Genomic DNA, 13,695 nt, shown 5'->3' with positions numbered 1-13,695 from the left:
CCAGGGAACGGCAGCGGCGATGACGGTGACACAGGACGGTGCGGCGAGCACGGACGAGGCGGTGTACGGCCCCGGGATCGACCCGGAGCGGCTGGCCGTCTGCCTGAGCGTGCTGGAGGAGCTCGACGGGCTCGACGTCGACCACCCGGACGCGATCCGGGTGCGCCGGGCCACCTCGCACATCTACCGCATGGTCAAGCAGCGCCGCCGCCAGGACCGCCGGGCCGCCAAGACCGCCCACGACAAGGCGGTCACCGAGGCCACCGCCACGGGCTCCGCCGAGCGCATCGACGACGAGACGGAGGGCCTGCTGCCCTCCTCCCGCACCGAGCAGGGGCGGATCGCCGGAATACTGCAGCGCCCGCGCTCCTGCTACATCTGCAAGCAGCGCTACGTCGAGGTCGACTACTTCTACCACCAGCTCTGCCAGACGTGCGCCGCCGAGAACCGCGAACGCCGCGAGGCCCGCGCCGACCTCACCGGCAAGCGCGCGCTGCTCACCGGCGGCCGCGCCAAGATCGGCATGTACATCGCGCTGCGGCTGCTGCGCGACGGCGCGCACACCACCATCACCACCCGTTTCCCCAAGGACGCCATCCGCCGCTTCAAGGCCATGGACGACTCCGCGGACTGGCTGCACCGCCTGGAGGTCGTCGGCATCGACCTGCGCGACCCCGCGCAGGCCGTGGCCCTCGCCGAGCGGGTCACCGAGCCGGGCCCGCTCGACATCCTGATCAACAACGCCACGCAGACCGTGCGGCGCCTGCCCTCCGCGTACGCCGCGCTCGTCGAGGGCGAGAGCGCCCCGCTGCCCGCCGGTGAGCTGCCCGCCCACCACGTCATCGGCGCCTTCAACTCCGGTGCGGTGGACGGGCTGGCCGCGCTGCCCGTCGGCACCTCCGGGCTGGACGCGCAGAAGGTGGCCGACCTCGCCCTGGTCGCCGGCCACGCCAGCGTGGTCCGGCACCGCGAGGGCACCGCGATCGACGCGGGCGGCCTCGTTCCGGACGTCGTCGACTCCAACACCTGGGTGCAGACCATCGAGCAGATCTCCCCGGTGGAGCTGCTGGAGACCCAGCTGTGCAACTACACCTCGCCGTTCATCCTCATCAGCGCCCTGAGGCCCTCGATGGCCGAGGCCGCGCGCCGGGCGTCCAAGGGCCGCGCCTACGTCGTCAACGTCTCCGCGATGGAGGGGGTGTTCGCCCGCGGCTACAAGGGTGCCGGCCACCCGAACACCAACGCGGCCAAGGCCGCGATGAACATGGTGACGCGGACCAGTGCCCAGGAGATGTTCGACACCGACCGGATCCTGATGACCTCCGTGGACACCGGCTGGATCACCGACGAGCGTCCGCACTACGACAAGCTCCGCCTGGCCGAGGCCGGCTTCCACGCCCCGCTCGACCTGGTCGACGGCGCGGCCCGGGTCTACGACCCCGTCGTGCGCGGCGAGGCGGGCGAGGACCTGTACGGCGTCTTCCTCAAGGACTACGCGCCCGGCAAGTGGTGACCAGAGGGCCGGAAAAGCGCTAGTCGACGGCGCCCAGCCGCGAGTTGCGGGCCGCCGTCAGCTCCAGCACCGGGCGCCAGTCCTCCAGGACACCGGCGTCGAAGACGGCGGTGCGCGCCTCCTCGGCCGCCTGGTGCAGGCCGGCCAGGTCGTCGTCGTGCGCCCACGCCTCGGGGTGAGCGACCCGGCGCAGCAGCCGGGCGACGCGCGCGCCCAGCAGCGGCCGCACCGCGTCGGCGGTCCGGACGGCCGGGGCGCCGGGCCACAGCAGCCGGCCCACGGGCGCCACCAGACCGGCGACCTGGAGCTCCTTGTCGGCGGGGCGGCGCCGCCGCAGCAGCGCCGCGGTCCGCAGCGCGTGCCCGTGCAGGTCCACGGTCTCACCGCCGTACTCCCCGGACCGCTCGCCCCGGCAGGCGTACAGCAGGTCCATCAGCTCCTCGACGCTGCGCAGTTCCATGTCCCGGTCCTCCCGCGAGACAGCCGTTGCCGACGGGCAGCAGACCATGGCGAGCTTGCGCCGCAGCCAACGGCGACTGAACGGCGCGACCGTGGCCGCCGGCATTCGAAGGAGCGGTCGGCGGTTGGGCCGAACGGGTGAGCATCGCACCGTGCGGACGGGGAGGAATCACGGCAAACTGGTGCCAACTGTGCGCGGGGCGAAGGGCAATGGTTCTCCCATGTTTTGAGCCCCATAGAGCGCACCCCCGCTCATTTGGTTAATCTGGATCGGGCGGACCGCAGCACAGGGCACTACCCACACCCGAGGTCCGTCCGGGGGCAGCCGGTGCACAGCGGTCTGCTCTCCTGCGAGGTACCGGCGCCACCGCGTCCGTAGTGCATCTCGACCCACACCCGAGCGGGGGCCCGGTGCCGGACGGAAGACTGGCCGACAGGCCCCGAGGGTGATCCGACACATAAGGAGTGCGCGGTGACACCGGAGACGACGACGAGCCCAGAGCAGCGCCCCAAGGAACGCACCGAGCGTGCGCACCGCCGGCCCGGCGAGATCGGCAGCCTCGACGTGTGGGCGCGGTCCGCCCCGATCCGCCTGGCGGGCTACGAGGACGACCTGGCCGAGCCCCACATCCTGCCCAGCGTGGACTGAGCCCGCGCCGCCCCCCGGGCAGCCGCCGGACGCATGGGCGTGCGAGACTCACGCCCATGCTGATCAGGGAAGCCGCTCCCGACGACTGGCCGCGCATCTGGCCCTTCTGGCACCGCATCGTCGCCGCCGGCGAGACCTACGCCTGGGACCGGGACACGTCCGAGGAGGACGCCCGGTCCCTGTGGATGAACCCCGCCAAACGCGTCTACGTCGCCGAGAACGACCGTGGCGCCGTCGTCGGCTCCGCCTACCTCACTCCCAACTACGGCGGCCCCGCCGCCCGCGTCGCCAACGCCGGCTTCATGGTCGACCCGGACCGGGCCGGCCGCGGTACCGGCCGGGCCCTCGCCGAACACGTCCTGGCCGCCGCCCGCGCCGAGGGATACCGGGGCATGGTCTTCAACGCCGTCGTCGAGACCAACCCCGCCGTACGGCTGTGGACCTCGCTCGGCTTCACGATCCTGGGCACCGTGCCGGACGCCTTCGACCATCCGCGCCACGGCCGGGTCGGCCTGCACGTCATGCACCGCGCCCTGTAGCCCGGTGGCCCGCCCCGTCACTCCACCGGGGCCGTCCGCCGCCAGGGTCGCAGCGCCTCGATCCGCTCCGCCAGCTCCAGCAGCGCCGCCTCCGACCCGGGGCGCCCGGCCAGCTGGACGGCGCAGGGGGCGCCCGACGGCAGGGAACCGACGGGCACCGTCATCGCGGGCCAGCCGGTGAGGTTCCACGGCGGAGTGAAGGGCGAGTACGCCGAGTTGGCGGCGATGTTGCGCAGCCAGCCCCGCTCGTGCCAGGGGCCCGCCTTGGGGGAGCGGCGGGCCAGCGCGGGCGTGAGCAGGACGTCGTACTGAGCGAAGAACGGCTCCAGGCGCCCGCGCAGCGCGTCACGGGCCGCGCCGGTGGTGACCCCGCGGACGAAGGGCCGCCCGAGAGCCGCGTGCACCCGGGTGCGCCGGGCCAGCCGCCGCCGGTCGAGGTGGCGGGCGTCCACCGAGGTGCCCGCCGTCCAGTGGGTGAGCGCGGTCATGCTCAGCGACGCCGGGTAGGACGGGTCCGCCCGCCGCACCAGGTGCCCCGCCCGCATCAGCACCCCGGCGGCCTCCCGGACGGCGTCCGCGTAGGGGCGGGAGACGGTGACACCCGCCAGGGGGCTGCGCAGGGAGGCGGCGACGCGCAGGGCGCCGGAGTCCGCCCGGCGGGGCGCGGCGGTGTCCGCGAGGACGGCGAGCATGAGGCGGGCGTCCTCGACGGTGGTGGCCAGCGGCCCGTTCTCGGACATGCCGAACCAGTCGCCCTCGCCGATGCCGGCCGGCACCACGCCGTGGCCCGGCTTGAGGGTGACCAGACCGCAGTTGGCCGCCGGTATCCGCAGCGAACCCATGCCGTCGTTGCCCAGCGCGAGGGGTACCATCCCGGCGGCGACCGCGGCGGCGCTCCCGCCCGAGGAACCGCCCGCGGAGCGGGCCGGGTCCCACGGGTTGCGGACCGTGCCGTGCACGCCCTCGCTGGTGCCGAACACACACAGCTCGGGCACGTTGGTAAGGCCCACCACCACCGCACCGGCCGCCCGCAGCCGCGCGACGGTGACGTGGTCGGCCCCGGCCGGCGTGTCCGGGGTCGCCGCCGAGCCGACCCGGGTGGACTCGCCGCGCACCGCGAGATTGTCCTTGACCGCCACCGGCACGCCGGCCAGGGGCAGTTCGCCGAGATCACCCCGGGCGCCGGTCTCCCCGGCCTCGGCGAGCGCCGCCTCGGCGCGCACCGTGCGGAAGGCGCCGACGCGGCCGTCGAGCCGCTCGATCAGGGCCAGGTGCTCCGCCACCACCTCGCGGGGGGTGGTCCGCTTCTCGCGGACGGCGGCGGCGATCTCTGCGGCGGTGCGGCCTGCCCAGTCGGTCACGAGGGCTCCTCGGGGTGCGGTGGAACGGGATTACCGGCGAGTACGCAGACAGCACTCTGCCCGCCCGCCCGCCTCCGCGTCGAGGCCCCGGCCGCCCCCCGGGTCGCCCGGCTCAGGACGACCGGGCCGGGCCCGTGCTGTCCCGCTCGATCAGCCGCGGCACCGGCACCCGCACCGTGCGGGCCGGGCCGCCGTCCAGCAGGGCGGTCAGCTCGGTCGCCGCCGTCCGGCCGAACTCCACGCTGTCCCGGGAGAGGGCGGACAGCCACGGCTTGACCATGCGGCACAGCGCGGAGTCCTCCCAGGCCACCACGGAGACGTCGGCCGGCACCGAGAATCCCAGCTCCGCCGCGGCGGCGACCCCGGCGACGGCCATCACGTCGTTGTCGTAGATCAGCGCGGTCGGTGCGACGGGGGCCTCCAGGACCCGGCGGGTGACGGCGGCGCCCTCCGCGTCGGAGTAGTCGGTGGTCACCGACTCGACCTCCGTCAGGCCCCGCCGCCCGGCCTCGGCCCGCAGGGCCCGGATCCGGCGCTCGGTGTGGGCGAGGCCGGGCAGACCGGCGATGTGCGCGATCCGCCGGTGGCCGAGCGCGTAGAGCCCGTCCACCAGCGCGGCCATCGCGCCCGCGTCGTCCGCCCACACCGTCGACAGTCCCGGATGACGTTCGTCCGGTGCGCCGCCGATCACCACGGCGGGCAGCCCGAGTCCGTCGAGCAGGTCGGGGCGCGGATCGTCGGTACGCGGGTCGACCACCAGGACGCCGTCCACCCGGTGTTCGGCCCACCAGCGCCGGTAGACCGCGCACTCGTCCTCGACGTCCTGCGCCACCTGGAACAGCAGGCCCAGATGGCGCCGCGCCAGCACCTCCTGGATGCCCGAGACCAGTTGCAGGAAGAAGGAGTCCACGCCCAGGGTGTGCGCGGGCCGGGCCAGTACGAAGCCGACGGTCGCCGCACCCTCCCCGGACAGCGCCCGCGCCGCCGTGCTGGGCCGCCAGCCGAGCTGTTCGGCGACCCGGCGGACCCGGTCCCGGGTGATCTCGGAGACCCCCGGCCGGTCGTTCAGCGCGAACGAGACCGCGCTCTCGGATACCCCGGCCCGCCGCGCGATGTCCTTCATCGTCGGCCGGCGCGCGGCGGGCCGCTTGGCCGGCATGCGCGCTCCCTTCTGCGGAACGTGAACGAAAGCGCCTTCTGGACACAGCACGCTAAAGCGCTTGAGTGGAAAGATCCTAAAGCGCATTAGTCTTAGCTGGCAAGTGCCTTCGTGCACCGCTCTGAGCTGGGCTAATGTCGTCTCAATCGCATTAGTTCTCGTGAATCCATTGACTTTCCCCGAACGTGCCGTGCATGGTCGCTGCCATCCAGTCGCCGACGTCCTTCAGGAGACGTGTCACCGTGCCCACCTCGCGCAGAACATTCGCCGTCGCCGCCGTCGCCGCCCTCGTCCTCCCGCTCAGCGCCTGCGGTTCCGGAGGCGACGGCGGGGGCTCGACCGACGCCTCGGGCAAGGTCGAGGGCGACATCACCTTCCAGACCTGGAACCTGCGGGCCAACTTCAAGCCCTACTTCGAGGACCTGATCGCGGACTTCGAGAAGAAGTACCCGGGCACCGAGGTCAAGTGGGTCGACCAGCCCGGCGAGGGCTACGCCGACAAGATCAGCGCCGACGCCGCCGGCGGCACCCTGCCCGACGTCGTCAACGTCTCCCCGGACCTCGTCGCCCCGCTCGCCAAGGCGGGCCTCGCCCTCGACCTGGACAAGGCCGCCGGCCAGTACGAGAAGGAGTACCTGGAGGGTGCCTGGGCCAGCCACCGGATACCGGGCATGGACGGCACGTACGCCTTCCCGTGGTACCTGAACACCGGCCCGCTCTTCTACAACAAGTCCCTCTTCGAGAAGGCCGGACTCGACCCGGAGCAGCCGCCGAAGACGTACGACGAGGTCTTCGACGCCGCACTGAGGATCGCGGACAGGACCGGCGGCGACACCGCCACCCTCGCCAACGTCCCCACCATCGAGGACTTCGGCCGCTACGGCGTACCGCTGATGAACAAGGAGGGCACCGCCTTCACGTTCAACGACACCAAGGGCGTCCAGCTCCTCACCCGGTACAAGGAGCTGTACGAGGCCAAGGCGCTCGACTCCCAGGCGCTGACCGCCACCCCCGAGTCCTCGGGCAAGAAGTTCCTCACCGGGGCGGTGGCGATGAACCCGGGCAGCGCGCTCGACCTCGCCAACTTCAAGAAGCAGGCCCCGAACCTGTACAAGAACATCGGCATCACCGACCAGATCACCAGCACCGGGCACGTCAACATGTACGTGATGGGCCTCATGGTGAACGCGCAGAGCCAGCGCAAGCCCGCCGCGGTGGCCTTCGCGCACTTCGTCACCGACGCCGCGCACCAGATGTCGTTCGCCAAGCAGGTCGCCATCTTCCCGAGCACCGCCGGTTCGCTGGACGACCCGTACTTCACCAAGGAGGACGGAACCGACGAGACCCGCGTGCGCGTCGCCGCCGCCAAGTCGCTGAAGAACGCGGTCAACTACACGCCGGTGCTGTTCAGCGAGCAGATGAAGACCGAGCTGCGCAACGAGGTCGCCAAGGCGCTCCAGGGCAAGCAGAGCCCCGAGGAGGCCCTGGACAACGCTGTCAAGGCGTGCGACCGGCTCCTCCAGCAGCAGGGCTGAGACGTCATGGCGAGTCCCACCGTCACCGGCACCCGGCACACCCGCGAGGGCGGCACCCGGCGCGTACGGCGCCAGCTTCCCTCCAGCCCGTGGCTGTTCGCCGCCCCCGGGCTGCTGATCACCGGCGCGTTCATCCTCTACCCGTTCGTCTCGACGCTCGTCAACTCCTTCACGGACCGCCGGACCCTGGTCCCGGGCGAGTTCGTGGGCCTGGCCAACTTCCGCGAGCTGCTGCACGACGACATGTTCTGGACCGGCCTGCGCAACAGCACCCTGTACGTCCTCGGGGTCGTCCCCGCGCTCGTCCTGCTGCCGCTGCTGCTCGCCCTGCTCGTGCAGAAGAACATCCCCGGCATCACCTTCTTCCGCTCCGCCTTCTACACCCCGGTGGTCGCCTCGATCGTCGTCGTCGGGCTGATCTGGGTCTGGCTCCTCGACGAGCGCGGCCTGGTCAACTCCCTGCTGGAGACGGTCGGCGCCAGTCCGATCGGCTTCCTCAGCGACCAGTGGCTGATCCTGCTCAGCGCCATGGCCGTCACGGTCTGGAAGGGCCTCGGCTACTACATGATCATTTACTTGGCGGCGCTCGCCAACGTCCCGCGCGAACTGCACGAGGCCGCCGCAGTGGACGGCGCGGGCGCGGTCCGCCGCTTCCTCACCGTCACCGTGCCCGCCGTCCGTTCCACCATGGTGCTGGTCGCCGCGCTGTCCTCGGTCGCCGCCTTCAAGGTGTTCTCCGAGGTGTACCTGATGGCGGGCCCGAGCGGCGGCCCGGCCGGCGAGGACACCACGCTCGTCATGCTGGTCCAGCGCACCGGCACCGGCCTGACCGGCCGGGTCGGCTACGCCTCCGCCATCTCCGTCGTCGTCTTCGTCGTCACCGTCGCCCTGATGCTGCTCGTCCTGCGCGCCGACCGGAAGGAGGAGTCGTGAGCGTCCTGGAGAAGACCCGGCCCACGGAGAAGCCCCGGGCCGCCGCGCGGGAACGGGAACCCCGGATCACCGACGAGCACGGCCGGCGTGTACGCGTCTGGGAACTCGTCCTGCGCTACCTGCTCCTGCTCGGCGTCCTCGCCCTGACCATCGGCCCGTTCCTGTGGCAGCTGTCGACCTCGCTGAAGGGCCCGACGGAGGACATCTTCAGCTCGCCGCCGAAGTTCCTGCCCTCCGATCCCACCCTGCACAACTACGAGCGGGTCGCCGACACCATCCCCGTCTGGGACTACGCCCTCAACTCGCTGCAGGTCGCGGCCGCCAACGTGGTGACCAACTGCGTCGGCGCCGCCCTCGCCGGATACGCCCTGGCCCGGCTGCGCTACCGCGGCCGGCGCGTCGCCACCCTCGTGTTCATCCTGGCGATGCTCGTGCCGGTGGAGGGCATCATCATCGCCCAGTTCACCACCATGCGGGAGCTGGGCCTCAACAACACCCTGGTCGGCGTCCTGCTGCCCGGCTGCGTCAGCGCCCTGAACGTCCTGCTCATGCGCAACGCCTTCCTCAACCTCCCCTACGAGATCGAGGAGGCCGCCTACGTCGACGGCGCCAACGTCTGGCAGCGGTTCTGCCGGATCGCGCTGCCCTCGGTCAAGGGCACCCTCGCGGTCGTCGCGATCTTCGCCTTCATGGGCGCCTGGGACGACTTCCTGTGGCCGCTGATCGTGCTGAGCGACCCGTCCAAGTTCACCCTGACCATCGGCCTCAACTACCTGCACGGCACCTTCGCCAACGACGAACGCCTCGTCGCCGCCGGCACGATCATCGCCGTGGCGCCGCTGATCGCCCTCTTCGCCTGCCTCCAGCGGTACTTCTTCCGCGGCGTCGGCGAGGGCGCGGTCAAGGGCTGATCCACGTACTTCTTCCCCACAAGGACACCGCATGCCCCCTGCCGTGCGCTTCGGCGTCAACTACACCCCGAGCGAAGGGTGGTTCCACCACTGGCTCGACTTCGACCTCGACTCGGTCCGGGCCGACCTGGACTCCATCGCCGCGCTCGGCGTGGACCACGTCCGCGTCTTCCCGCTGTGGCCCTACTTCCAGCCCAACCGCTCCCTGATCCGCGAGCGCGCCGTCGGGCACCTGGTCGCGCTGGTCGACGCGGCCGGCGAACGCGGCCTCGACGTCAACGTGGACGGCCTCCAGGGCCATCTGAGCAGCTTCGACTACGTGCCGGCCTGGACCCGCACCTGGCACCGCCGCAACCTCTTCACCGACCCCGAGGTCATCGACGGACAGGCCACCTACCTGCGCACCCTCGCCGCAGCGCTGGCCGGGCGGCCCAACTTCCTCGGCATGACCCTCGGCAACGAGGTCAACCAGTTCTCCGCCGGACCCCACCCCGACCCGGACCGCGCCACCAGCGAGCAGATCGACACCTGGCTGGAGCGGATGCTTGCCGCCTGCGAGGAGGGTGCCCCCGGCGGGATGCACCTGCACGCCGAGTACGACGCCACCTGGTACCAGGACGACCAGCCCTTCACCCCGGCCCAGGCCGCCCGGCGGGGCGCGGTGACCGCCGTCCACTCGTGGGTCTTCAACGGCACCGCCCAGCGCCACGGCCGCACCTCCGTGCCCAGCGAGCACCACGCCGCCTACCTGATCGAGCTGAGCAAGGCGTGGGCCGACGACCCCCGCCGCCCGGTCTGGCTCCAGGAGGTCGGCGCCCCTGCGCCCCTCGTCCCCGCCGAGCACGCCGCCGCCTTCACCGAGGCCACCGTCGCGAACGCCCTGGACTGCCCCGACCTGTGGGGCGTCACCTGGTGGTGCTCGCACGACGTGTCCCGGGAGCTGGCCGACTTCCCCGAGCTGGAGTACGGCCTCGGACTGCTCACCAACGACCGCCGTTCCAAGGACACGGCCCGGGTCCTGGCCCGCGCGGCGCTCGCGGCCCGCGAGGGGACCCACCCCGCCCCCGCCCCGCGCACCACCGCCCTCGCCGTCCCCGCCGACCCGGCGACACGCTCGGCCTGCGCCCCCGGCGGCCCGGTCTTCGACGCCTTCTTCCACCTGGTCGCCGACGGCGCCCGCCCCACCACCGTCCTGGACACCCGCGCCGCCGACACCGGACACCTCGCGGCCCGGGGCATCACCGAGGTCGTCACGCCCGACCAGGTGTCGCCCACCCCGCACGGACTCCGCGTCCGCCGGGCAGACGCCCGCCCGTGACCTCCGTACGGTTCGAACCAAGCGCGGTGGGGGAGCTGTACACCACATCCCGGCCCGCCACCGCGATCCACACCTGGTAACCCCCCACACCGCCCGCACCCGCCCCGTCCACCAGGAGCACCCCTCATGCATGACGACCGCAACCTGGTCGAAGCCCGCCTCAAGCGCGTCCTCGACGAGCGCGTCCGCCCCGCCCTCTACCCCGAGTCCGTCCCCCTGGACGTGGCGGTGTGGCACGCGCCCGGCGAGCCCGTCCCGGTCGAGGAGGGACTCGCCGCGAAGCCCGAGCCCATCCAGGTCGGCGCCCGCTGGGGCGCGCCCTGGGGGACCAGCTGGTTCCGCGTCACCGGCACCGTCCCCGAGGAGTGGGCCGGGAAGACCGTCGAGGCGATCCTCGACCTCGGCTTCGACGAGAACATGCCCGGCTTCCAGTGCGAGGGCCTGGTCTACCGGCCCGACGGCACCCCGGTGAAGGGCCTCAACCCGCGCAACCAGTGGGTGCGGATCGGCGCCCCCGTCGAGGGCGGCGAGGAGGTGCGCCTGCACGTCGAGGCCGCCTCCAACCCCGTCATCCTCGACTACCACCCCTTCGTGCCCACCCACCTAGGCGACCAGGACACCGCGGGCAGCGACCCGCAGTACCGGCTGGCCCGCATGGACCTCGCCGTCCTCGACGAGACGGTGTGGAACCTGGTGCTCGACCTGGAGGTCGCCGGTGAGCTGATGGCCGAGCTGCCGGTCGACTCGCCGCGCCGCTGGGAGATCCTGCGCGCGATCGACAAGGCGCTGGACGCCATCGACCTCCAGGACGTCAACGGCACGGCGGACGAGTCGCGTTCCCGCCTCAGCGAGGTCCTGTCGGCCCCCGCCGTCCCGTCCGCCCACCGGATCAGCGCAGTCGGCCACGCGCACATCGACTCGGCGTGGCTGTGGCCGCTGCGCGAGACCGTGCGCAAGGTCGCCCGCACCACCTCCAACATGACCGCTCTCCTGGAGGACGAGCCGGAGTTCGTCTTCGCCATGTCCCAGGCGCAGCAGTGGGCGTGGGTGCGCGACCACCGGCCCGAGGTGTGGGCCCGGGTGAAGAAGGCCGTCGCCGACGGGCGGTTCGTGCCGGCCGGCGGCATGTGGGTGGAGTCGGACACCAACATGCCCGGCTCCGAGGCGATGGCCCGGCAGTTCGTGCACGGCAAGCGGTTCTTCCTCGACGAGTTCGGCGTCGAGAACGACGAGGCGTGGCTGCCGGACACCTTCGGCTTCGCGGCCGGGCTGCCGCAGATCATCAAGGCGGCCGGCGCCAAGTACCTGCTGACGCAGAAGATCTCCTGGTCGCAGACGAACAAGTTCCCGCACCACACCTTCCGCTGGGAGGGCATCGACGGCACCCGGATCTTCACGCACTTCCCGCCCGTCGACACGTACAACTGCTCCATGAAGGGCAGCGAGATCGCGCACGCGGCCCGCAACTTCAAGGACAAGGGCGTCGCCCGGCACTCCCTCGCCCCGACCGGCTGGGGCGACGGGGGCGGCGGCACCACCCGTGAGATGATCGCCAAGGCGGCCCGCCTGCGCGACCTGGAGGGCTCGGCGACGGTCACCTGGGAGACCCCGCACGCCTTCTTCGAGAAGGCCGAGGCGGAGAACCCGCAGCCGCCCGTCTGGGTCGGCGAGCTGTACCTCGAACTGCACCGCGCGACCCTCACCAGCCAGGCCAAGACCAAGCAGGGCAACCGGCGCAGCGAACACCTGCTCCGGGAGGCCGAACTGTGGGCGGCCACCGCGGCCGTGCGCGCCGGGTTCCCCTACCCGTACGACGACCTGGACCGCATCTGGAAGACGGTCCTGCTGCACCAGTTCCACGACATCCTGCCCGGCTCCTCCATCGCCTGGGTGCACCGCGAGGCCCGCGCGACCTACGACCGCGTCGCCGACGAGCTGAACGCCGTCATCGACGCCGCCCAGCGGGCCCTGGCCGGGCAGGGCGACACCCCGCTGGTCTTCAACTCCGCCCCGCACACCCGCTCCGGCGTCCAGGCGGGCGCCGCCGCGGCCCCCGCCGCCGAGGGCCGCACCGAGGTCACCCCCCGCCCCGGAGGCGGACACGTCCTGGACAACGGGATGCTCCGGGTCGAGATCGACGGCCAAGGGCTGGTGGTGTCGGCGTACGACCTCGCCGCCGACCGCGAGACCATCGCGCCGGGCACCGCTGGCAATCTGCTCCAGCTGCACCCCGACTTCCCGAACATGTGGGACGCCTGGGACGTGGACGAGTTCTACCGCAACACGGTCACCGACCTCACCGACGTCGACGAGAGCGCCCCCGGGGACGACGGCGCCTCGGTGCGGATCGTCCGTTCCTTCGGCTCCTCCCGCGTCACTCAGGTGCTGACCCTGGCGCCGGGGGAGCGGCGCCTCGACGTGGACACCGAGGTGGACTGGCACGAGACGGAGAAGTTCCTCAAGCTGGCCTTCCCATTCGACGTGCACGCCGAACGGTACGCGTCGGAGACCCAGTTCGGGCACTTCCACCGGCCGACCCACACCAACACCAGCTGGGAGGCGGCCAAGTTCGAGGCCTGCAACCACCGCTTCGTCCACCTGGCCGAGCCGGGCTGGGGCGTGGCCGTCGTCAACGACTCGACGTACGGCCACGACGTGACCCGCACCGTCCGCACCGAAGGCGACGCCGGTACGACCACCACGGTCCGGGTGTCCCTGCTGCGCGCCCCGCGCTTCCCGGACCCCGAGACCGACCAGGGCGTGCACCGCTTCCGGCACGCGCTGGTGCCCGGCGCGGACATCGGCGACGCGGTGCGCGAGGGCTGGCGGATCAACCTGCCCGAGCGGCGGGTCACCGGCTCCGGGGAGGTCGCGCCGCTGGTGACGGCCGACCGGGACGCGGTCGTGGTCACCGCCGTCAAGCTCGCCGACGACGGCAGCGGTGACGTCGTGGTCCGCTTCCACGAGGCGCACGGCGGCCGCGTCCGGTCCACCCTGACGGCCGGTTTCCCGGTCGCCGGGGTGGAGGTCACCGACCTCCTGGAGCGCCCGCTCGCCGACACGGAGGACGCCGTCGAGACCGACGGCGACCGGATCGCCGTACGGCTGCGTCCGTTCCAGCTGATGACCCTGCGGCTGAAGCGCGCTTAGGGCCTGTCCGCCGGGCAGACCCTGACGCACCCCGTGGGCCCGGTCCGCCACCCGGTGGGCCGGGCCCGCGCCGCTAGTCTTTTGAGTCAGGAATTCTGTTCAGATAGCTGGCGAGGCGTTCGAGGATCTCGTCTGCGGTCTTCGTCCAGACGTAGGGCTTGGGATCGG

The 13,695-nt window shown here is 72.3% G+C and carries 11 protein-coding genes; 8 read left to right on the top strand and 3 right to left on the bottom strand.

The window, feature by feature from the left end; genetic code table 11:
- Window positions 1-19 precede the first annotated feature (19 nt).
- Window positions 20-1,513 (top strand): SDR family NAD(P)-dependent oxidoreductase, encoded by a 1,494-nt coding sequence (locus ACFW01_RS22860; protein WP_234955529.1) that lies wholly within the window; start codon window positions 20-22, stop codon window positions 1,511-1,513.
- 19 nt (window positions 1,514-1,532) lie between these two features.
- Here ACFW01_RS22860 and ACFW01_RS22855 read toward each other — a convergent pair whose 3' ends face one another.
- Complete coding sequence (locus tag ACFW01_RS22855) at window positions 1,533-1,973, bottom strand: hypothetical protein (protein ID WP_234955531.1); 441 nt, start codon at window positions 1,971-1,973, stop codon at window positions 1,533-1,535.
- 471 nt (window positions 1,974-2,444) lie between these two features.
- Between ACFW01_RS22855 and ACFW01_RS22850 the strand changes: the two genes are divergently transcribed.
- A complete protein-coding gene (locus ACFW01_RS22850) occupies window positions 2,445-2,621 on the top strand; it encodes a hypothetical protein (RefSeq protein WP_234955534.1) in 177 nt (58 codons plus the stop codon).
- A gap of 56 nt (window positions 2,622-2,677) precedes the next feature.
- A complete protein-coding gene (locus tag ACFW01_RS22845; RefSeq protein ID WP_234955536.1) occupies window positions 2,678-3,160 on the top strand; it encodes a GNAT family N-acetyltransferase in 483 nt (160 codons plus the stop codon).
- Window positions 3,161-3,177: 17 nt separating this feature from the next.
- Here the strand turns inward: ACFW01_RS22845 and ACFW01_RS22840 are convergent, their stop codons facing one another.
- Together ACFW01_RS22840 and ACFW01_RS22835 are read right to left on the bottom strand one after the other, a co-directional pair.
- A complete protein-coding gene (locus ACFW01_RS22840) occupies window positions 3,178-4,521 on the bottom strand; it encodes an amidase (protein ID WP_234955538.1) in 1,344 nt (447 codons plus the stop codon).
- A 112-nt stretch (window positions 4,522-4,633) separates the two neighbouring features.
- Window positions 4,634-5,680 carry a LacI family DNA-binding transcriptional regulator gene (locus tag ACFW01_RS22835; RefSeq protein ID WP_234955541.1) on the bottom strand — a complete coding sequence of 349 codons (1,047 nt, stop codon included), beginning with the start codon at window positions 5,678-5,680 and terminating at the stop codon, window positions 4,634-4,636.
- Between the two features lie 242 nt (window positions 5,681-5,922).
- Here ACFW01_RS22835 and ACFW01_RS22830 point away from each other — a divergent pair, with 242 nt between their 5' ends.
- The 5 genes from ACFW01_RS22830 to ACFW01_RS22810 all read left to right on the top strand — a co-directional run bounded on the left by ACFW01_RS22830 (window position 5,923) and on the right by ACFW01_RS22810 (window position 13,527).
- Window positions 5,923-7,215: a sugar ABC transporter substrate-binding protein gene (locus ACFW01_RS22830; RefSeq protein WP_234956166.1), complete on the top strand. Its 1,293-nt coding sequence runs from the start codon at window positions 5,923-5,925 to the stop codon at window positions 7,213-7,215.
- A gap of 6 nt (window positions 7,216-7,221) precedes the next feature.
- Window positions 7,222-8,148, top strand: a complete 927-nt coding sequence (locus ACFW01_RS22825) for a carbohydrate ABC transporter permease (protein ID WP_234955544.1) — start codon at window positions 7,222-7,224, stop codon at window positions 8,146-8,148.
- Window positions 8,145-9,059, top strand: coding sequence for a carbohydrate ABC transporter permease (locus ACFW01_RS22820; RefSeq protein WP_234955546.1), 915 nt, complete (start codon window positions 8,145-8,147; stop codon window positions 9,057-9,059). The genes ACFW01_RS22825 and ACFW01_RS22820 overlap by 4 nt, the downstream gene beginning before the upstream one ends.
- Window positions 9,060-9,090: 31 nt before the next feature.
- Window positions 9,091-10,377, top strand: coding sequence for a cellulase family glycosylhydrolase (locus ACFW01_RS22815; protein WP_234955549.1), 1,287 nt, complete (start codon window positions 9,091-9,093; stop codon window positions 10,375-10,377).
- Between the two features lie 126 nt (window positions 10,378-10,503).
- A complete protein-coding gene (locus ACFW01_RS22810) occupies window positions 10,504-13,527 on the top strand; it encodes a glycoside hydrolase family 38 C-terminal domain-containing protein (protein ID WP_234955551.1) in 3,024 nt (1,007 codons plus the stop codon).
- The last annotated feature ends 168 nt before the right edge of the window (window positions 13,528-13,695 follow it).

Origin of the sequence: Streptomyces sp. NPDC058985 (genome assembly GCF_042740985.1) — a bacterium.
Taxonomy (GTDB): Bacteria; Actinomycetota; Actinomycetes; order Streptomycetales; family Streptomycetaceae; genus Streptomyces.
Note: the sequence above shows the minus strand (reverse complement) of the source record. Positions and strands in the feature narration are given on the sequence as shown.